This window comes from Variovorax sp. RTB1 (assembly GCF_035018765.1).
In the GTDB taxonomy this organism is placed as follows: domain Bacteria; phylum Pseudomonadota; class Gammaproteobacteria; order Burkholderiales; family Burkholderiaceae_C; genus Variovorax.
The window spans coordinates 85,142-104,832 of record NZ_JASJXG010000001.1 but is presented as its reverse complement, the minus strand read 5'-3'; the positions used below and the strand labels follow the sequence as shown (position 1 = coordinate 104,832).

General features: G+C 64.6%; 18 protein-coding genes and 1 pseudogene. 11 read left to right on the top strand and 8 right to left on the bottom strand.

The window, feature by feature from the left end:
- Positions 1-20: 20 nt before the first annotated feature.
- From QN397_RS00505 to QN397_RS00480, 6 genes are all read right to left on the bottom strand, one after another.
- The gene (locus QN397_RS00505; protein WP_323499755.1) at positions 21-2,036 is read right to left on the bottom strand and encodes an acetoacetate--CoA ligase; all 2,016 of its coding nucleotides are present in this window, start codon (positions 2,034-2,036) and stop codon (positions 21-23) included.
- A 97-nt stretch (positions 2,037-2,133) separates the two neighbouring features.
- The gene (locus QN397_RS00500; RefSeq protein ID WP_323496846.1) at positions 2,134-2,577 is read right to left on the bottom strand and encodes a MaoC family dehydratase; all 444 of its coding nucleotides are present in this window, start codon (positions 2,575-2,577) and stop codon (positions 2,134-2,136) included.
- Positions 2,578-2,611: 34 nt separating this feature from the next.
- Positions 2,612-3,910, bottom strand: a complete 1,299-nt coding sequence (boxA, locus tag QN397_RS00495; RefSeq protein WP_323499754.1) for a benzoyl-CoA 2,3-epoxidase subunit BoxA — start codon at positions 3,908-3,910, stop codon at positions 2,612-2,614.
- Positions 3,911-3,916: 6 nt separating this feature from the next.
- The gene (boxB, locus tag QN397_RS00490; RefSeq protein WP_323499753.1) at positions 3,917-5,344 is read right to left on the bottom strand and encodes a benzoyl-CoA 2,3-epoxidase subunit BoxB; all 1,428 of its coding nucleotides are present in this window, start codon (positions 5,342-5,344) and stop codon (positions 3,917-3,919) included.
- A 33-nt stretch (positions 5,345-5,377) separates the two neighbouring features.
- The gene (gene boxC / locus QN397_RS00485) at positions 5,378-7,075 is read right to left on the bottom strand and encodes a 2,3-epoxybenzoyl-CoA dihydrolase (RefSeq protein ID WP_323499752.1); all 1,698 of its coding nucleotides are present in this window, start codon (positions 7,073-7,075) and stop codon (positions 5,378-5,380) included.
- 147 nt (positions 7,076-7,222) lie between these two features.
- Positions 7,223-8,152, bottom strand: coding sequence for a helix-turn-helix transcriptional regulator (locus tag QN397_RS00480; protein ID WP_323499751.1), 930 nt, complete (start codon positions 8,150-8,152; stop codon positions 7,223-7,225).
- A 132-nt stretch (positions 8,153-8,284) separates the two neighbouring features.
- On the opposite strand from QN397_RS00480, the gene QN397_RS00475 reads away from it, so the two are divergent.
- The 7 genes from QN397_RS00475 to QN397_RS00445 are packed head-to-tail and all read left to right on the top strand — an operon-like array spanning position 8,285 to position 15,140.
- Positions 8,285-9,859 (top strand): benzoate-CoA ligase family protein, encoded by a 1,575-nt coding sequence (locus tag QN397_RS00475; protein WP_323499750.1) that lies wholly within the window; start codon positions 8,285-8,287, stop codon positions 9,857-9,859.
- A 59-nt stretch (positions 9,860-9,918) separates the two neighbouring features.
- A complete protein-coding gene (locus QN397_RS00470; protein WP_416352297.1) occupies positions 9,919-10,656 on the top strand; it encodes an alpha/beta fold hydrolase in 738 nt (245 codons plus the stop codon).
- Positions 10,653-11,831: an ABC transporter substrate-binding protein gene (locus QN397_RS00465; RefSeq protein WP_323499748.1), complete on the top strand. Its 1,179-nt coding sequence runs from the start codon at positions 10,653-10,655 to the stop codon at positions 11,829-11,831. The genes QN397_RS00470 and QN397_RS00465 overlap by 4 nt, the downstream gene beginning before the upstream one ends.
- A gap of 23 nt (positions 11,832-11,854) precedes the next feature.
- Positions 11,855-12,727 (top strand): branched-chain amino acid ABC transporter permease, encoded by an 873-nt coding sequence (locus tag QN397_RS00460; protein ID WP_323499747.1) that lies wholly within the window; start codon positions 11,855-11,857, stop codon positions 12,725-12,727.
- The gene (locus tag QN397_RS00455) at positions 12,727-13,677 is read left to right on the top strand and encodes a branched-chain amino acid ABC transporter permease (RefSeq protein WP_323499746.1); all 951 of its coding nucleotides are present in this window, start codon (positions 12,727-12,729) and stop codon (positions 13,675-13,677) included. Before QN397_RS00460 ends, QN397_RS00455 begins: the two co-directional genes overlap by 1 nt.
- Before the next feature lie 13 nt (positions 13,678-13,690).
- Complete coding sequence (locus tag QN397_RS00450) at positions 13,691-14,437, top strand: ABC transporter ATP-binding protein (protein ID WP_323499745.1); 747 nt, start codon at positions 13,691-13,693, stop codon at positions 14,435-14,437.
- Position 14,438: 1 nt separating this feature from the next.
- On the top strand, positions 14,439-15,140 hold the full coding sequence (locus tag QN397_RS00445; protein WP_323496835.1) for an ABC transporter ATP-binding protein: 702 nt from the start codon (positions 14,439-14,441) through the stop codon (positions 15,138-15,140).
- Positions 15,141-15,172: 32 nt separating this feature from the next.
- Here the strand turns inward: QN397_RS00445 and QN397_RS00440 are convergent, their stop codons facing one another.
- Entirely contained in the window at positions 15,173-16,492 is a 1,320-nt protein-coding gene (locus QN397_RS00440; RefSeq protein ID WP_323499744.1) for a hypothetical protein, read from the bottom strand.
- 84 nt (positions 16,493-16,576) lie between these two features.
- On the opposite strand from QN397_RS00440, the gene QN397_RS00435 reads away from it, so the two are divergent.
- On the top strand, positions 16,577-17,032 hold the full coding sequence (locus QN397_RS00435) for a hotdog fold thioesterase (RefSeq protein ID WP_323499743.1): 456 nt from the start codon (positions 16,577-16,579) through the stop codon (positions 17,030-17,032).
- Positions 17,033-17,050: 18 nt separating this feature from the next.
- On the opposite strand, the gene QN397_RS00430 is transcribed toward QN397_RS00435, so the two are convergent.
- On the bottom strand, positions 17,051-17,440 hold the full coding sequence (locus QN397_RS00430; RefSeq protein ID WP_323496832.1) for a hypothetical protein: 390 nt from the start codon (positions 17,438-17,440) through the stop codon (positions 17,051-17,053).
- Between the two features lie 225 nt (positions 17,441-17,665).
- On the opposite strand from QN397_RS00430, the gene minC reads away from it, so the two are divergent.
- From minC to minE, 3 genes and pseudogenes are all read left to right on the top strand, one after another.
- A complete protein-coding gene (minC, locus tag QN397_RS00425) occupies positions 17,666-18,424 on the top strand; it encodes a septum site-determining protein MinC (RefSeq protein WP_323496831.1) in 759 nt (252 codons plus the stop codon).
- Between the two features lie 25 nt (positions 18,425-18,449).
- Positions 18,450-19,265: a septum site-determining protein MinD gene (gene minD, locus QN397_RS00420; RefSeq protein WP_323499742.1), complete on the top strand. Its 816-nt coding sequence runs from the start codon at positions 18,450-18,452 to the stop codon at positions 19,263-19,265.
- A gap of 2 nt (positions 19,266-19,267) precedes the next feature.
- Positions 19,268-19,519: pseudogene (gene minE / locus QN397_RS00415) on the top strand (cell division topological specificity factor MinE); the annotation flags it as partial.
- Positions 19,520-19,691 lie beyond the last annotated feature (172 nt).

The window sequence follows — 19,691 nt, the reverse complement described above, 5'->3', positions numbered from 1 at the left end:
GACCGGTTTCCTTTGGGCAATCAGGCGGCCACCGCGCGCAGCCGCTGAATGCGCTCGTCCGCCGCGAGCGCCAGGTACCAATCCAGGCTGCCCGGGTTGGCCATCGCTTCCTTGTTGACCACCTTTTCGATCGGCTGGCCGAGCAGCAGCTTCTTGATCGGCAGTTCCTGCTTCTTGCCCGACAGCGTGCGCGGAATCTCCGGCACTTCGAAGATGTCGTTGGGCAGAAAACGCGGCGACAACTGCGTCTTGATCGCGTTGTTGAGCTTGGCGCGCATCGCATCGTCGAGCGCGATGCCGGGGCGCAGCACGACGAACAACGGCATGTAGCTGTCGCGGCCCAGGTACTCGAGATCGACGACCATCGAATCGAGCACTTCCGGCAGGCCTTCGACCGCGCTGTAGATCTCGCTGGTGCCCATGCGCAGGCCCTGGCGGTTGATGGTCGCGTCGCTGCGGCCATAGATGATGCAGCCGCCATCGAGGCCGATCCTGAGCCAGTCGCCATGTCGCCACACGCCGGGATAGGTGTCGAAGTAGCTCGACAGGTAGCGCGCGTTGTCGGTGTCGCCCCACAGGTAGAGCGGCATCGAAGGAATCGGTTGCACGCAGACCAGCTCGCCGACCTCGCCGATGACCGGGAGCCCTTGCTCGTTCCAGGCTTCGACCGCATGGCCGATCTGGCGGCATTGCATCTGGCCGGGCACTTCGGGCAGTTCGCGGTGGCTGCCGACGAAGGCGCCGCAAAAATCCGTGCCACCGGAAATGTTGCACCACCACACGTGCTCCGCACCGGCCGCCTTCAGCTGCGAGGTGCCCCAGCGCTGCACGTCTTCGGCCAATGGCGAGCCGGTGCTGCCGAGCGCCCGCACACGTGACAGGTCGCCGCTGTCCTTGAGTGCGATGCCGGACTTCATGCAGTTGGCGTAGTAGGCGGCGCCCGCGCCGAAGAACGTGACCTTGTGCCGCACCACGAAGCGCCACAACACGCTCCAGTCGGGCTTGTCCTTGCTGCCGGCCGGATGGCCGTCGTAGATGCAGATGGTCGCGCCGAAGGCGAGCCCCGACAGCTGCGCGTTCCACATGACCCAGCCGGTCGAGCTGTACCAGTGGTAGCGCTCACCCAGGTTGTTGGCGCTGTAACTGGCGCCGACATCGTTGTGCAGGCCGCACGCGTACATCGTGAGGATGATGCCGCCGTGGCCATGCACGATCGGCTTGGGCAGGCCGGTGGTGCCGCTCGAATACAGGATCCAGATGGGGTGATCGAAGGGCAGCCACTCGGGCTCGAAGGCGTGGACCTCGGCATCGTCGCGCGCCGTGGCCGTGGCCCAGTCGCTTTCTGCCGCGACCGCCTCGGCCGCGAACGGCGTGCGCAAGACCAGCAGGCTTTGCACGCTCGGCAGCGCATCGCGCAACTCGCGCACCACCATGCTGCGGTCGATCGGCTTGCCGCCGTAGTGCACGCCATCGGCCGCGATCAGCACCTTGGGTTCGATCTGTCGAAAGCGGTCGACCACCGCGGCTGTGCCCATGTCGGGCGCGCACACACTCCACACGGCTCCGAGGCTCGAACACGCGAGGAAGGCCACCATCGTTTCGGGCACGTTCGGCAGGTAGGCGGCGACCCGATCGCCGCGCTGCACGCCCATGCCACGCAACGTGAGCGCGACCGAAGCGACCTGGCGCTGGAGCTCGGGCCACGACATCTCGCGCACTTCGCCGAGCTCGTTGTCCGTGACCATCGCGGGCATGCCGGCCGCATGCGCCGCCTTGACGTGGCGCAGCACTTCGCGCGCGTAGTTGACCTTGGCGCCGGGGAACCAGACGGCACCCGGCATCCGGCGCTCGGCCAGCACGGCCGTATGCGGCGTCGGCGACTGCATGCGGCTGAAGTCCCAGATGCTTTGCCAGAAAGCATCGAGGTCAGTGACCGACCAGCGCCACAGCGCATCGTACGAATCGAAGGCGATGCCGAGCGTGTCGCGCAGCCAGTTTTGATAGATACGGATCTGAGGAACGAAAGGGGCAGTCATGGGGCCTGAGCGTATCGGCTGAGCTGGTGCAAATCCAGCGGGAATGCCCGGTGACGAAGGCGCGAGGTCGCCAGTGCGACGGCGCGCTTCATCGGCCTCACAGCATCGGGTTCAGGCGAAACAGGCTGGTCGCTTCGAGGTCCAGCACCTCGAGCCCGCGCTGGTTGAAGAGTTGCCAGCGCCAGCGCAGGATCCCCAGCCGCGGCTTGCTCTCGGAGCGACGCACCTCGATCACGTCGACGACGAGTTTCAGCGCATCGCCAGGACGCACCGGATTCGGCCAGCGCACGTAGGCCAGCCCCGGCGAGGCGAAGGATTCCGAGCCGGCCAGCGCCGCGCCGACGACCAGTTGCATCGCGATGCCGCAGGTATGCCAGCCGCTGGCGATCAGGCCACCGAACGGGCCTTCGGCCGCGGCCTCGGCGTCGGTGTGAAACCACTGCGGGTCCCATGCGGTGGCGAACGACAACACCTCGGCTTCGGTCACCTGATGTGGCCCGGCCTCGATGCGCTGGCCTGCGTGGAACTCGGCGAACTTCATGCGCCGGATTGTCGCGGATCGATCTTCGGCACGCTCAATAGGTCTCGAGGTGCAGGCGGCCTTCGCGCTTGAGACCGGCACCCACCGTTTCCCAGTCGAGCCCGGCCTCTTGCGCCACGTCGCGCAGGGCCAGCACCACACCCTCTTCCATGTTCTTCAGGCCGCATACGAAGAAGTGGCTCTGCTCGTCTTTCAGCAGCGCGACCAGGTCGGCGGCGCGCTCGCGCATCAGGTCCTGCACGTAGCGCTTGGGCTGGTTAGGCGTGCGCGAGAAGGCGAAGTTGATGTCGATGAAATCTTTCGGCAGCGACTGCAGCGGGCCGAAGTACGGCAGCTCCTGCTGCGTGCGCGCGCCGAAGAACAGCAGCAGCTTGCCGCCTTCGAACTTGCCGCTCTTGCGCAGGCGCCGGCGCCATTCGGTCATGGCGCGCATCGGCGCGCTGCCGGTGCCGGTGCAGATCATCACGATGTGCGACTTGGGATGGTTGGGCATCAGGAAGGTCGAGCCGAACGGGCCGACCACCGTGACCTTGTCACCGACTTTCAGGTCGCAAACGTAGTTGGACGCGATGCCGCGCACGGCGTTGCCCATGTGGTCTTCGGTGACGCGCTTCACCGTGAGCGAGACGTTGTTGTAGCCGGGTCGCTCGCCGTTGCGCGGACTCGCGACCGAGTACTGGCGCGGCTGGTGGACGCGGCCCATCGCGTCGGTTCCCGGCGGCACGATGCCGATCGACTGGCCTTCGAGCACGGGAAACGGCATCGTTCCGAAGTCCAGCACGACGTGGTGCGTCTGGCTGTCGAAGCCGGCCTCGGTGCAATTGAAGTTGCCGACCACCGTCGCACTGGTTGCCTTCTTCGGCGAGAACAGATTGGTGTAAGCGTGCGCGGCCGACCAGGGCGGCATCGTCGCGCCGTAGGCCGAGGAGTTGAAGGGCACGGTTCCGGGTTCTGCGGCTGAAAGGGAAGCGGCGGTGTCCAACGCGACGACGACCGCGGGCATTTCCGCCGCATCGGCTTCGGTCGGCGAAACACCTTCGGCGGCAAGCTGGTCGGCTGACATTTCTGCTGGCAACTCTTCCCAAGTCAGTTGCTCTTCGATCGAGTACGCGCGTGCCGTCGGCATGGTGCGCCAGTTGTCGATCGAGCCGGTCGGGCATGGCGAGATGCAGGCCATGCAACCGTTGCACACGTCCGCCCGCACGACGTAGTTGTTGTCGTCGTGCGTGATCGCGCCGATCGGGCACGTCGCTTCGCAGGTGTTGCAACGAATGCATATCTCCGGGTCGATCAGGTGCTGCTTGATGACGCCGGCTTCAACGACCATGTTCATGGCGATTCAGTTGAAGCGCACGTACTCGAAGTCGACGGGCTGGCGATTCACTCCCATCACCGGCGGCGCGATCCACCCCGCGAATTTGCCCGGGTCGACAACGCGGCCCATCAGCGATGCGACGAACGCGAAATCATCAGGCGTCGGGAGCCACTCGTTTTTCTTGGCAGCCCATTCGACTTCGTTCACGACCGCGCCCAGGGGCGACATCTTGATGCCTGCCAGTGCGCCGATTTGCCGGTTGAAAGCCTTGTGCGGCACCACCAGTCGCGTCGCGATGCCAGCCTTTTCCAGCACCTTGTTCCAGCGGCCGACACCGGCCACCGAGTCCTTGATGAAGTCGTCGCGCAGCACTTCGTTCAGTGCGTTGAGCATCGGGACTTCCTTCTCCTGCAGCTGGCCGTTCTGCACTTCGAGGATCTTGTAGCTCTGGCCCTTGAGGACGTGGTCGTCGGTGCGCTTGCCTTCCTCGTAGCGGCCCTTCAAGCCCGAGCTGTAGAAGATGGCGGCGTTGCTCGACTGATCGGCGCCGAACAGGTCGATCGTCACGCTGTAATGAAAGTTGAGGTAGCGCTGGATCGTGCCCAGGTCGATGGCGCCGGCCGCACGCACCTTTTGCGCGTCGTCGGTCTTCAGCTCGTTCATGACGGCGGCAGTGCGCGACAGCACGCGCGACACGCCGCTCTCACCGACGAACATGTGGTGCGCTTCTTCGGTCAGCATGAACTTGGTCGTGCGTGCCAGCGGATCGAAGGCACTTTCGGCCAGCGCCGACAGCTGGAACTTGCCGTCGCGGTCGGTGAAGTAGGTGAACATGAAGAACGCCAGCCAATCGGGCGTCTTCTCGTTGAAGGCGCCCAGGATGCGCGGGTTGTCGACGTCGCCGGAGGTGCGCTGCAAAAGTGCATCCGCTTCTTCGCGGCCATCGCGGCCGAAGTGCTTGTGCAGCAGGTAGACCATCGCCCACAGGTGGCGGCCTTCTTCCACGTTGATCTGGTAGAGGTTGCGCAGGTCGTACATCGACGGCGCGGTCAGCCCCAGGTGACGCTGCTGCTCGACCGATGCGGGCTCGGTGTCGCCCTGCGTCACGATGATGCGTTTCAGGTTGGCGCGGTGCTCGCCAGGGACATCCTGCCAGGCCTTCTCGCCCTTGTGGTCGCCGAAGTGGATCTCGCGGTTGGCATCGCCCGGGTTCAGGAAGATGCCCCAGCGGTAGTCGCGCATCTTGACGTGGCCGAACTGCGCCCAGCCCTGCGGGTCGACGCTCACGGCCGTGCGCAGGTACACATCGTGGTCGGTCGATTCGTCCGGGCCGACGTCGTCCCACCAGTTGATGAAGTTGGGTTGCCAGCCTTCGAGCGCGCGCTGCAGCGTGCGGTCTTCACCCAGGTTGACGTTGTTCGGGATCTTCTCACTGTAGTTGACGGTGCTCATCGTTGTTCCTTGGGTTGTCTGTGTTGATGTAGTTCAGACACGGGTCGTGTCGAAGCCGGCCTTTTCGCCAGTGCCGTAGACCTTCAGCGCGCCCTTGGGGCCGACGGCGTTCGGCCGCTGGAAGATCCAGTTCTGCCAGGCGGTGAGCCGGCCGAAGATGCGCGTGTTCATGTTCTCCTTGCTGGCGAAACGCAAGTTGGCTTCGAGGCCGGTCAGCGAGTCGGGCGACATGGCAGCGCGCTCTTCGATAGCGATGCGGATTTCGTCGTTCCAGTCGATGTCGTCCGGTGCGGCGGTGACCAGTCCGAGCGCGAGTGCAGCGTCGGCATCGAGCGCTTGACCCGCCGCGCCGCGCACCGCTTCGAGCGGCGCAGCCTCTTCGTAGAAGCGGCGCTGCAGCCGGCTCTGGTCGTTCACCATCGGATAGAAGCCGAAGTTGAATTCGTTGAGCGTGAGCTTGGGTGCCTTGTCGGCATCGTCGGGCAGCGCCAGCATGTAGCTGCGATCGGCGGCGAATGCGATTTCAGCAAGAGTGCCGGCAAAGCATGAGCCCGGCTCGACCAGAGCGAACAGGCTGCGTGACGACACATCGAGCCGCGCCAGCGTACGACGCAGCGCACCGATGGTTTCGCGCACCAGCCAATGGTCTTTGTGGGCGAGCAATGTCGCGTCGCTGGCGAGCACGGCTTGCGCGTCGCCTTCGGTTTTCAGGAGCCAGGTGCCGATGTCGAGTTCGTTGGTGCGCAGGTTAAGGATCGCGTCGTCGAGCTGGCGGCACATCGCCAATGGCCACCAGGCTGAGCCGGCGGCTTCGATGCCGGCGATGTCGGTCGGCTGCGCTGCGGTCGGTGCCTTGACCGTCAGCGTCGCGGTGCGCCGCGTGCGGTCGATGACGACCGTGACGTGCTCGTAGGCGATGCCGTCGGCGCTGTCGGTGCGCTCGATGCGGGTCAGCAGCACGCCCTGGCCTGCAACGCCGGAACGCAGGCTGCCCTCGCCCAACTTCGCAGCCCGCTCCTGCACCGCTGCCGCGAACTGTGCCGGCTTGGCGATCGCATCGACCAGTCGCCAGTCGACCGCGCGCTGGCCGCGCACGCCTTCGACGCTGGTGCAGAAAATGTCGGCCAGGTCGTGCCGCACATGGCGCTTGTCGGTTACGCGCGTCAGGCCGCCGGTACCGGGCAGCACGCCGAGCAGCGGCACCTCGGGCAGCGACACCGAAGACGAGCGGTCGTCGACCAGCACGATCTCGTCGCAGGCTAGCGCCAGTTCATAGCCGCCACCGGCGCAGGCACCGTTGACGGCCGCCAGGAACTTGAGCCCCGAATGCTTCGACGTGTCTTCGATGCCGTTGCGCGTCTCATTGGTGAATTTGCAGAAGTTGACCTTCCAGGCATGGCTCGACACGCCCAGCATGAAGATGTTGGCGCCCGAACAAAAGATGCGGTCCTTGGCGCTGGTGACGATGACCGACTTCACTTGCGGATGCTCGAAGCGCACGCGGTTCAGCGCATCGCTCAGTTCGATGTCGACGCCCAGGTCGTAGCTGTTGAGCTTGAGCTTGTAGCCGGGGCGGATGCCGCCGTCCTCGGCGATGTCGAGCGACAGGCGGGCCACGGCGCCTTCGACGTCCAGCTTCCAGTGGCGGTACTGGGTGGGGTCGGTCCGGTAATCGACGCGGGGCGATTGCGGAGCCAGGTGGGGCTGCAGGGGCTGAGAAAGGTCGCTCATGGTGGGTTATCTCCTGAAGGCTTTGGCAAACATGAAAGATAGTGCATGTCTCTGCGCCGTCTTTCTCCGATCGCATGCATGATCGTGCATGCAACGGAGCGAGTCAAGACCGCCCGACGACTGGAATGCTTTATTTCAGAATCGGCCTCAGGTGCCGTTTTGCGCGCCGACCACAGGCAGCACCGCGCTGCGCAGCGCGTCGAAACTTTGCTGCAGCGTCTGGCCGTGCGTGTCGATCGTCAGGTCGGCTTTCGAATAGAAAGCCGCCCGTCCGTCGAGGATGCGCTTGAGGTCCTGCATCGCTTCCTTGCTGGCCGCCATGGGCCGCGTGTCGCCCTGCGCGACCACCCGGCCCATATGCTCTTCGGGCGCGGCCTGCAGCCACACGGTGGTGCAGTGCGCCAGCAGTTCATTGAAGGTGGCCGGATCCGACACGATGCCGCCCGGCGTCGCGATGACCACCTCGCCGTAGATCTGGATCGCCTCTTCCAGCGCACGCCGCTCGTAGCGGCGATAGGCGTTGGTGCCGTACAAATCGTGGATCTCACGCACGCTGCAGCCGGCCAGCTTTTCGACCTCGCGACTGAGCTCGACAAAGGGCAGTTCCAGCTCGTCCGCGAGCATTTGGCCGAGCGTGGATTTTCCTGCGCCGCGCAGGCCCACGAGCGCGATGCGCCGGTGCCGTGCCGCGTCGATGCCCGCGGTGCCGAGCAGCTCACCGATGGCCACGCGCACGCGGCGCAGATCGGCCTCGTCGCGGTGCTCCAGCAGCTCTCGAATCAACAGCCATTCAGGCGAACTCGTCGTGAAGTCGCCGACCAGCTCGGCCAGCGGGCAGTGCAGTGCGGTCGCGACCTGCTGCAACACCAGGATCGATGCGTTGCCGGTGCCGTATTCGAGGTTGGCCAGGTGCCGCTCCGACACGCCGGCTGTCTTCGCCACCGCCTTGCGCGTGAGACCGCGTTGGGCGCGCAGGTTGCGCACCCGGTCGCCCAGCGCGACCAGCAGTGGATTCTTTTCCTCGCTCTCCGCGATCTCTGCGGGTGCCAACAGCACCGCCTCGACTTGCTCGTTCATTCCATCCCTCGGGGTAAACACCATACATGCACTATATTGCTTGACACCCTATCGGGCCGTGCTTATGGTGCGTGCACAAGCAAGATACTGCACATGCACTGATACCGCAAGTGATCGAGACGGAGACCCACGATGAGCCTGCCGAGCCCCTTCAATTTTTCAGAGCACCTGTTTGCACTGAACCGCGGACGTGCGCAAAAAACTGCTTACCTCGACGACCATGGCGCGCTCAGCTACGGCCAGCTCGAAGATCGGGCACGTCGTTTTGCCGCCGCACTCCACGCTGCGGGAATCCAGCGAGAGGAGCGCGTGCTGCTGCTGCAACTCGACAGCATCGACTGGCCCGTCAGTTTCCTCGGTTGCCTGTATGCCGGCGTGGTGCCGGTGGCCGTCAACACACTGCTCACGGCCGACGACTACGCCTACATGCTGGACCACAGCGGCTCGGTCGCGGCACTGGTGTCGGGCGCGTTGCTGCCGGTATTGCAGGACGGCATGTCGCGCGCACCGCACGCGCTGCGTCGGCTCTTCGTATCGCATCCGGTCACCACACTGCCCGACGGCGCACTGGATTTCGATTCGATGATCGCCAGCCACGCACCGATGGCCGAGCCGATGGCAACCAAGCCGACCGACCACGCCTTCTGGCTCTATTCCTCCGGCTCGACCGGGCGCCCCAAGGGCACGGTCCATGCGCACGGCAGCCTGTGGTGGACGGCAGAACTGTTCGGCAAGCCGGTGCTGGCGCTGACCGAAGACGACGTGTGTTTCTCGGCCGCCAAGCTGTACTTCGCCTATGGGCTGGGCAACGCACTGACCTTTCCGCTGTCGGTGGGTGCGACCGTGGTGCTGATGGCCGAACGCCCGACGCCCGATGCCACGTTCAAGCGCTGGACCGGCAATGCCGCGCACGGCGTAGCTGCGGCGATGAAGCCGACCGTCTTCTTCGGCGCGCCGACCGGCTTCGCGGGCATGCTTGCCTCGCCTGCATTGCCCATGGCCGACACCGTCGCACTTCGCATGTGCTCGTCTGCGGGCGAAGCTTTGCCGGGCGAGATCGCGCAGCGCTTCAAGGCGCACTACGGCTGCGAAATCATCGACGGCATCGGCTCCACCGAGATGCTGCACGTCTTCATCTCGAACCGGCCGGGCGACATTCGCTACGGCACCACGGGCAAGCCGGTCGAAGGCTATGTGATCGAGCTGCGCGGTGAAGACGGCAAAGCCGTGGCTGACGGCGAGGTCGGCGACCTCTACATCAAAGGCCCTAGCGCCGCGCTGATGTACTGGGCCAATCCCGAAAAAACAGCCGCTACTTTTAAGGACGGCTGGACCCAGAGCGGCGACAAATACTCGCGCGATACCGACGGCTACTACACCTATGCCGGCCGCAGCGACGACATGCTGAAGGTCAGCGGCATCTACGTGTCGCCCTTCGAGGTCGAGTCGACCCTGATGCTGCACCCCGCCGTGCTCGAAGCCGCAGTCATCGGCAAGCCCGATGCCGACGGCCTCACCAAGACCAAGGCTTACGTGGTGCTCAAGGCCGACAAGACGGCCAGCGCCGACGAACTCAAGGCCTTCGTCAAAGACCGCCTCGCGCCCTACAAGTACCCGCGCTTCATCGAGTTCGTCGACGAGCTGCCGAAGACCGCAACCGGCAAGATCCAGCGCTTCCGCCTGCGCGAGCGGGAACAAGTCGAGTGAGCGCGGAAACCGAATTCGCCGCCATCCATTGGCGGGAAAAAGACGTGCGCATCGAGGTCATGCGCATCGCGCCCGAGCGCGTCGGCGCACCGTTGATCGTGTTTCTGCACGAAGGCCTCGGCTCGGTCGCGATGTGGAAGGAATTCCCGCAGCGGCTGTGCGACGCGGGCGGCTTTCGGGGGCTGGTGTTTTCGCGCCCCGGCTACGGTCGCTCGACCCCGCGCGGCGTCAACGAGAAATGGGAGCTCGACTTCATGCACCGCCAGGCGCACGAGGTGTTGCCAAAGCTGCTGGGCGCCCTGGGCATCAACGAGCCCATCTGGTTGTTCGGCCACAGCGACGGCGGTTCGATCGCCTTGCTGTTCGCGGCGCACTCGCCCGATCAGGTCGCGGGCATCGTGGTCGCGGCACCGCACATCTTTGTCGAAGACAAGACGGTCAAAGCCATCGAACAGGCGCGCACGGCCTACGAGACCACCGACCTGCCGAAGAAGCTAGCCCGCTATCACGACAGCGCCGACTCGGCTTTTCTGGGTTGGAGCCGCATCTGGCTGCACCCGCCCTTCAAGCACTGGAACATCGAGGCCGAGCTGACCGGCATCGGCTGCCCGGTGCTGGCGATGCAGGGTGTCGACGACGAATACGGCACGCTGGAACAGATTCGCGGCATTCAGCGACGCTTGCCGCAAACCGAGTTGCTCGAGCTCGCCGACTGCGGGCATTCCCCGCATCGCGATCAGCCGGAACAAGCCATATTGGCGACCGTTTCGTTCATCAATCAAAGGAGACTTTCATGACCCCTCGATTCACACGCGGTGCCCTGGCGACGTTCACGGCATTGACCCTGGCCTGCATAGCCACGCTCGGCCATGCGCAGCAAGCCAAGCTCAAGGTCGGCCTGATGCTGCCCTACAGCGGCACCTACACCGCGCTCGGTGTCGCGATCGAAAACGGCTTCAAGCTGCGCGTCGAAGAACAAGGCGGCAAGCTCGGCGGCCGCGAGATCGAGTACGTGAAGGTCGATGACGAGTCCGACCCCTCCAAAGCCACCGACAACGTCAACAAGCTGATCAAGCGCGACAACGTCGATGTCATCGTCGGCACGGTGCACTCGGGCGTGGCGATGGCGATGGCCAAGGCGGCGAAGGAAAGCGGCACGATCCTGATCGTGCCCAACGCCGGCGCCGATGCGGTGACGGGCCCGATGTGCGCACCCAACATCTTCCGCAGTTCGTTCAGCAACTGGCAACCGGCCTACGCCATGGGCGAGGTCGCGGCCAAGCAGGAAAAGAAGAAGAAGGCGATCACCATCACCTGGAAGTACGCGGCCGGCGACGAGTCCGTCAACGGCTTCAAGGACGGCTTCGAGAAGAACGGCGGGCAGGTCACCAAGCAACTCAACGTGCCGTTCCCCAACGTCGAGTTCCAGGCGCTGTTGACAGAGATCGCCGCGGCCAAGCCCGACGCGGTGTACGCCTTCTTCGCCGGCGGCGGCGCGGTGAAGTTCGTCAAGGACTATGCCGCGGCCGGCCTCAACAAGACCATCCCGCTGTACGGCCCCGGCTTCCTCACCGACGGCACGCTGGATGCGCAAGGCGAAGCCGCCCAAGGCATGCTGACCACGCTGCATTACGCAGACGGACTCAACACACCGCGCGATACCAGCTTTCGCACCGCCTACGCCAAGGCGTTCAAGCTGCAGCCCGACGTCTATGCCGTACAGGGTTACGACGCCGCGCAGATGCTCGGCATCGGCCTCGCCGCGGTCAAGGGCGACATCACGAAGAAGGCCGAGTTCGCTGCCGCCATCGAGAAGACGAAGATCGACAGCCCGCGCGGTGCGTTCTCGGTCAGCAAGTCGCACAACCCGGTGCAGGACATCTATCTGCGCAAGGTCGACGGCAAGGAAAACAAGATGGTGAGCATCGCGACCAAGTCGTTGGCCGACCCGGCCCGCGGCTGCAAGATGTGACTGTTTGAAGAGCGATCGACTGCATGGACTTCGGTACCTTTCTCGTTCAGTGCCTGAACGCCGTGCAGTACGGCTTGCTGCTCTTTCTGGTGGCTTCGGGGCTGACGCTGATCTTCGGGATCATGGGCGTCATCAACCTGGCGCACGGCAGCTTCTACATGCTGGGCGCCTACATGGCGTTCGCGTTGGCGCCGCTCTTCGGTGACCAGTTCATCGTCATGCTGCTGGCCGGCGTGGTGCTCGCTGCGGTGTTCGGCTATCTGCTCGAATGGGCCTTCTTCAGCTACCTGTACCAGCGCGACCATTTGCAGCAAGTGCTGATGACCTATGGCCTCATCCTCGTGTTCGAAGAGGTGCGCTCGATCTTCGTCGGAAACGACGTCCACGGCGTCAAGGCGCCACCGTGGCTCGAAGGCAGCTTCGCGCTCGGCGACCTCATGAGCTACCCGTGGTATCGGCTCTTCGCATCAGCCGCCTGCATCGTGCTGGCGGCCGCTCTCTACTTCGTCGTGAACCGCACGCGGCTCGGCATGATGATCCGCGCCGGTGCCAGCAACCGCGACATGGTGCGCGGCCTGGGCATCGACATCCGCAAGCTCTACCGCATCGTCTTCGCCGCCGGCGTAGCGCTCGCCGCATTGGCCGGGATGATCGCGGCACCGATGTCTTCGGTCTATCCCGGCATGGGCGCCAGCGTGCTCATCGTCTGCTTCGTGGTCGTGGTGATCGGCGGCATCGGCTCGATCACCGGGGCACTGGTGGCATCGCTTCTGGTCGGCTTCGTCGACACCTTCGGCAAGGTGCTCTTTGCCGAAGTGAGCGGCATGGGTATCTATGTGCTGATGGCGATCGTGTTGATCTGGCGGCCTGAAGGTCTTATGGGGCGCAGGGCTTGATGAGCCAGTTCAACCGATTTCTTCCGCTCGCCTGTGCCATTGCACTGGCGCTGCTAGGCCCGCTGCTGAGCCCGTACGTTTCGGATTTCATCGTCAAGGTGATGATCCTGTCGATCTTTGCGCTGAGTCTCGAACTGCTGGTCGGCATGACGGGGCTGGTGAGCCTGGGCCACGCGGCGTTCTACGGCATCGGTGCCTACGCGACGGTGCTCGGCTCGGGCGCCGAAGGCGGCTCCATCGCATGGCTGCTGCCGCTCGCGATGGGCTCGGCTGCAGCGTATGCGCTGGTGGTCGGCGCGTTGAGCCTGCGCACGCGCGGGGTGTACTTCATCATGGTCACGCTGGCCTTCGCGCAGATGGCCTTCTTCGTGTTCCACGACACCAAGATCGGCGGCGGCAGCGACGGCATCTATATGTACGTGCGGCCGGTGTTCGGCGCACTCGACATGGAGAACCGCAGCGTGCAGTTCTACTTCGTGCTGGCAGCGCTGGTCTTCACTTTCGGCCTGCTCGCGCTGATCCGCCGCTCGCGCTTCGGCGCTGCGCTCGCCGGCATTCGCGTGAACGAACAGCGCATGCGCGCGGCGGGGTTTCCGGTCTACGGCTACAAGCTGGCGGCCTTCGTCATCGCGGGTGCCCTGGCCGGACTCGCGGGCTTCTTGCTGGCGGCACGCGACGGCGTGGTCAACCCTGAACTGCTGGCGTGGCACAACTCCGGCGAGGTGCTGTTGATGATCATCCTCGGCGGACTCGGCCATCTGCGCGGCGCGGTGATCGGCGCGGTCGCGTTCACGCTGCTGAAGGAACTGCTGTCGACGCACGCTTTCGTGGGTCCGCTGGCGGATCACTGGCAGTTGACGCTGGGCCTGGCGATCATCGCCTTCGTCGCACTGTTGCCCAAGGGCATCATCGGCATCGCCGCGCGGTTGTCGCCGAGGGCTGCGGTATGACAGGGACTTCAACATGAGCGCGCTGCTGTCCGTCGATGCATTGACGCGCCGCTTCGGCGGGCTCGTCGCCGTCAACGCAGTCAGCATCGACCTGCACCGTGGCGAAATCCACGCGGTGATCGGCACCAACGGCGCCGGCAAGTCGACTTTGATCAACATGCTGTCGGGCGAGATCGCCGCATCGAGCGGGCGCGTGGCGCTCGATGGTGTCGACATCACGACGCGCGCGCAGTCGCGCCGCGCGCGTGACGGAGTGGGTCGCAGCTACCAGCGCACCACGATCTTTCCGGAGTTCACCGTGCACGAGAACTGCCGGCTTTCGGCGCAGGCCGCGACGGCACGGCCGTGGGCGGTCTGGCAGGCATCGGGCACTTGCGCGGCGAGCAATGCAGCGGCGGGAGAAGCACTCGCTGCCGCCGGCCTCGAGGCCGATGCAGGGCGCATTGCCGGCACGCTGAGCCATGGGGCCAAGCGACAGCTCGAAGTCGCGATGTGCCTGGCGACGAAGCCGCGTGTGCTGCTTCTCGACGAACCGCTCGCGGGCATGGGCGCTGAAGAAACCGAACGCATGCTCGCCTTGCTGACGCGTCTGAAAATGACGCATGCGATCCTGCTGGTCGAGCACGACATGGACGCGGTGTTTCGCATCGCCGATCGCATCACGGTGATGGTGAACGGCACCGTCATCGCGACTGGCGATCCGGCCGCGATCCGCAACAACGCCGATGTGCGCACCGCCTACCTCGGCGAAGGACATTGACGTGCTCCAGATCGAAGCCATCAACACGTATTACGGCGACAGCCACATCCTGCGCGGTGTCGATATCGAACTCCCTGCCGCCACGTCGCTCGGCTTGCTCGGGCGCAACGGCATGGGCAAGACCACGCTCATCCGCACGCTGATGGGCTACGTGCGGCCGGCGTCGGGCCGTTTACTGCTCGACGGCATCGACGTGACCGGCAGCGCACCGGAAAAGATCGCGCGACGCGGCATCGGCTACGTGCCGGAGGGCCGCGGCATCTTCCCCAACCTGTCGGTGCGAGAGAACCTGGTGATGAGCGAACGGGCGGGCATCGGCGGCGCACGCGACTGGACTTTCGATCGCGTGATGGCGACCTTTCCGCGGCTGTCCGAGCGGCTCAATTTCGGCGGGCAGCAACTGTCGGGCGGCGAACAGCAGATGCTCGCGATCGGCCGGGCCCTGATGACGAACCCACGCCTGCTGGTGCTCGACGAAGCGACCGAAGGACTCGCGCCGCTGGTGGTCGCGGAGATCTGGCGCGTGATCGGCGACATCAGAGCCACCGGTATCGCGACGCTGATCGTGGACCGCGATTGGCGCCGTGTGCTGGCGCATACCGATCTTGCCGTGGTGATGGAGAAGGGTCGCATCGTGCTGGCGTCTTCTTCCGCTGAATTGAGTGCGGCGCCTGATGAACTGGCTGGGTGGCTGGGGGTCTGATTTCCTGCAACGGCACACAACCCGCCAAGCAGCTAAGGCCGCCCCACCCCGGCCTTCGCTTTACCGTCCTTCTTCCCACCGAACATCCGCTCGACCTGCTGCCCGATGCGCGCTCCGATCGCGGTTCCCACGCCCGGCAGCACCGCGGTGCCTATCGCAGCCCCGGTGAGCGCAGCGCCAGTCAGCGACACCTCCGGTTCATCGACCGTGCCAGCCACTTTCAATGGCACGCCCACCACGCCGTCGACGATGTCGACCGCCACATCGCCATCGATCTTGCGATTGAACAAGCGCAAGTTGCCGGTGGCGGTAAGTACGCCGGAGCGTGCCTTGAGGTTGGTGTACTTGAGGACGACGCCGTCGTCGGTGCCTTGGGTGTCGAGCGTGCCGCTGAGCTCATCGAGCGGCGTGCGACCGCCGCGGCTGGTGCCGGCGGTGCTGACTGCTTTGGCGAGATCGATTCGTGTCAGCGCTGCGGGCTTGACCGAGAACCGCGTGCGCGTGTGCAGCTTTCGGGCGAACTCGGTGACCTGCTCGCCCTCGACATCGATCTCGGTCGTGCCCGACAGTTTGCCGGCCAGTGGCGCACGCCGGTCGAATGCTTTCACCAGGCTTTCGATGTCGATCGCCTTTGCTTCGAATCGACCTGTGACACGCAGCAGTCCGGCGGGCGTGGTGTCGAGCCTGGCTTCGCCGTTCCACGTGCCGCCACCGGCTTCCATAAAAACGCGCCATCGGTCTTCGTTGCTGCCGACGCGCTCGGCGCGGGCTTGCGTCACAGGCTCGACGCCCAGCCGGCGAATCGCCGCCACCCGCGGTCGCCAGCTGGCGTCGAAGGTGACCTCGCCGTCATAGGCGAGTTCGATGTCGCGCCGGTCGATCCAGCGGACGTCGCGCCAGCGCAATTGCTCGACCGGTGTCGATGCCAACGTCCACTTGCTGGGCAGGTGTTTCTTCGCCAGGTCGTCTGGTTTGCCGGCACCGCCACGCCCTCGAAACGCCCGCACCGACGCACTGGGAAAAACGGCGCCTTCGACATCGACCGCGTCGAACGCGATCTCGCGGTGCCACAACGGTGCGACGCGCAGCCGGAGCATCACGCGCCTGGCGGCGATGGGCTGCGCTTGCGCAGTCGCCAGCTCGTTCAGCACCAAGGTCGGCATGGGCCACAGCGTGCGGTGCGCGCTACCGATCTTGAGACCGATGCCGAAGTTCTCTTCGAAGCGTGCGCTGAGCTCGGCTGCGATCTTTTCGTCGCTCGGCAAAAGCGCGCTGGCGGTGACGACCAACGCACTCACCACCACGCCCGACGCCACGGCGATTCCGGTCAGCCAACGTTGGGTGCGTGTCATCGTTTCAGCTTAGCGCGCGGTGGCTCCGCGGCCTGTCAGCCGCCGTCGCTATAGTTTCGGCAATCGTTCACTGGAGCAACACCCATGCGGATCTGGAAGAAAGAAATCTCGATAGAACTACTGACCCAGAGCCACGTGGGCACTGCGGTCGAGCACCTCGGCATGGAGTTCACCGAGGTCGGCGACGACTTCATCACCGGTCGCGTGCCGGTCGACGTGCGCACCCGCCAGCCGTATGGCCTGCTGCACGGCGGCGTGTCGGTGGTGCTGGCCGAAACGCTGGGATCTTGCGGTGCCCACTATTCAGCCCCGGAAGGCGACCGCGCGGTGGGGTTGGACATCAACGCCAACCATCTGCGCTCTGCCACCAGCGGCTGGGTGACGGCCACGGCGCGCCCTGTTCACCGTGGTCGGACCACGCAGGTGTGGCAGATCGACATGAAGAACGACGCTGGCGAATTGACCTGCGTCTCGCGCATCACGATGGCGGTGCTGCAGCCGCGTGGTGGCGCCAACCACGCGAACGGGGCGAAGAGCTGACGCGACCCGCCCGGCGACTTACGAATCGACTCGTTCGACCGCGGGCGTGCCTGTCGATGGAACCGCCATGGAAACGGTACCCAATCCCGATGCGCGTGGCGTCGTGACGTAGCCTCTGGTTCGCATGCGGAAAGTCGCAATCAGGCGCTGCAGCAGATCATCGAACAAACCGAGCGGATCGTTGACCAAACGCGACACGGCGTATGTTCCGAGTGCAATGCCTTCGTAGCGAATTTGCACGCCGTCGAAGTAGTGCTGGAGCGCGAGCCCGGCGTCGTAAAGACAGCGCTCGACCGAGTCGAACAACTCGCCGGGAGATCCCTGTTCCGGAACCACAACGGCGCTCACCGAGTAAGTGAAGTGCACGCCGCCGGGATGTGCCTTCCGCACATCCAGAATAGGCTGCAAGGCAATGCTTGACTGCGCAATGGTCGAAGAAGTATTTTTTTCCAAGTGAAGCAGTTTGCCGCTGCGAAAACGCTTCGCTGTAGGAGTGCGTCGCCTTTGCCTGACGGCTGAAAAAGTGCAACCGCATGCAAGAGGTGTAGATCGTCCCGGTCATCGGGCCAGCTTTTTGCCGGGCAGTCGCAGCGAGCCCGGTAGACTCGCCAGCTTTTCGAACGAACGTTTTCCATGGCCGATTCATCCGCCGCGCGCACCAAGGCGGTTTTCGAATTCAAGAGCGCCACGCTCCCGCTGATCGCGGTGATCCTCAAGACCGCCGACCTCGCGGTGCTGGCTGAAGCGCTCGATGCGCAGCTCGCCGACTCACCCGACTTCTTCGAGCAAGAGCCGGTGGTGATCGACCTGTCTGTGCTGCAAGAAACCGGTACGGCACCCGACATCGACTTCGCCCGGCTGCGCAGCCTGCTGGCGCGCCACCAGACGCAGCCCATTGCCGTACGAGGTGGCAGCGAGCTGCAAAACATCGCGGCACGCGCGGCCGGTCTGTCGCTGGCGGCCATGCCGGTGTCCCCGGCGCCTCGGGCTCCAACGCAAGAAGCGGTTGCCGCTGCACCGGAAGCACCGCAGATCGTGCGCGAGGTGCCCGTGCCTGCCAACGGCACGCTCGTCATCGACAAGCCGCTGCGCTCGGGCCAGCAGGTCTATGCACGCGGTGGCGACGTCATCGTCACCGCGGTCGTGAGCTTCGGTGCCGAGATCATCGCCGATGGCAACATCCATGTGTATGCACCGTTGCGTGGCAAAGCCATTGCGGGCGCTCGCGGCAACATCGATGCGCGCATCTTTTCGACCTGCCTCGAAGCGCAACTGGTGGCCATCGCGGGCATCTACCGCACCGCGGAGGTTCCGCTGCCCGCCAACGTGCTCGGCAAGCCGGCGACCATCCGCCTGGACGGCAAAAAATTGGTGATCGATCCGATCGCCTGAACAGAAACATAAAAGAGGAATGGCCATGGCCAAAATTGTGGTGGTGACTTCGGGCAAGGGCGGCGTCGGCAAGACGACGACGAGCGCCAGCTTTGCATCCGGCCTGGCGCTGGCCGGCAAGAAGACGGCTGTGATCGACTTCGACGTCGGCCTGCGCAACCTCGACCTCATCATGGGTTGCGAACGCCGCGTGGTGTACGACCTCATCAACGTGATTCAGGGCGAGGCCAACCTCAACCAGGCATTGATCAAGGACAAGCAGTGCGAGAACCTGTTCGTGCTGGCTGCCTCGCAAACGCGCGACAAGGAAGCGCTGACGCAAGAGGGCGTCGAGAAGGTCCTCAAGGACCTGTCCGACATGGACTTCGACTACATCGTGTGCGACTCGCCGGCCGGCATCGAGACCGGCGCCATGATGGCCATGCATTTCGCCGACGAAGCGCTCATCGTGACCAACCCCGAAGTCTCTTCAGTGCGCGATTCCGACCGCATCCTGGGCATGCTCGGCAGCAAGACCAAGCGCGCGATCGACGGTGGTGACCCGATCAAGGAGCATCTGCTCATCACGCGCTACAACCCGAACCGCGTAGCCGGCGGCCAGATGCTGTCGCTCGACGACATCAAGGACATCCTGCGCATCAAGCTGATCGGCGTCATCCCCGAATCCGAGACGGTGCTCAACGCGTCCAACCAGGGCGTGCCCGCCATCCATGACAAGGGCACCGACGTGGCCGAGGCGTACCAGGACGTGGTCGCCCGTTTTCTGGGCGAAGACCGTCCGCTGCGCTTCATCGACGCTGACAAACCGAGCTTCTTCAAACGCATCTTCGGAGGAAAGTAAGCATGTCGCTTTTCTCGTTTCTCCTCGGAGAGAAAAAGAAGACTGCCAACGTCGCCAAGGAGCGGCTGCAGATCATCCTGGCGCACGAGCGATCCAGCCTCAACAGCAAGCGACCCGACTACCTGCCCGAGCTGCAGCGCGAGCTTTTGGCAGTGATCTCCAAATACGTGTCGATCCGCCCCGAAGACCTCAAGGTGCATGTCGAGAGGCAGGACAACCTCGAAGTACTCGAAGTGAAGATCGAGTTGCCCGATGCGGTGAAGAAGGCGGTCACGCGGCCGGCCGCGCCTGCTGTCGCAGCGGCACCTGTCGCTGCGCCCGCTCCCAAGGCGCGCTGATCCAAAAAGGGGTCGGGCGGCGCCAGTGCGTGGCTGCACAACCGGCGTGCGCCAAACGATCCACTTTGGACCATTTGGACAAATTGAT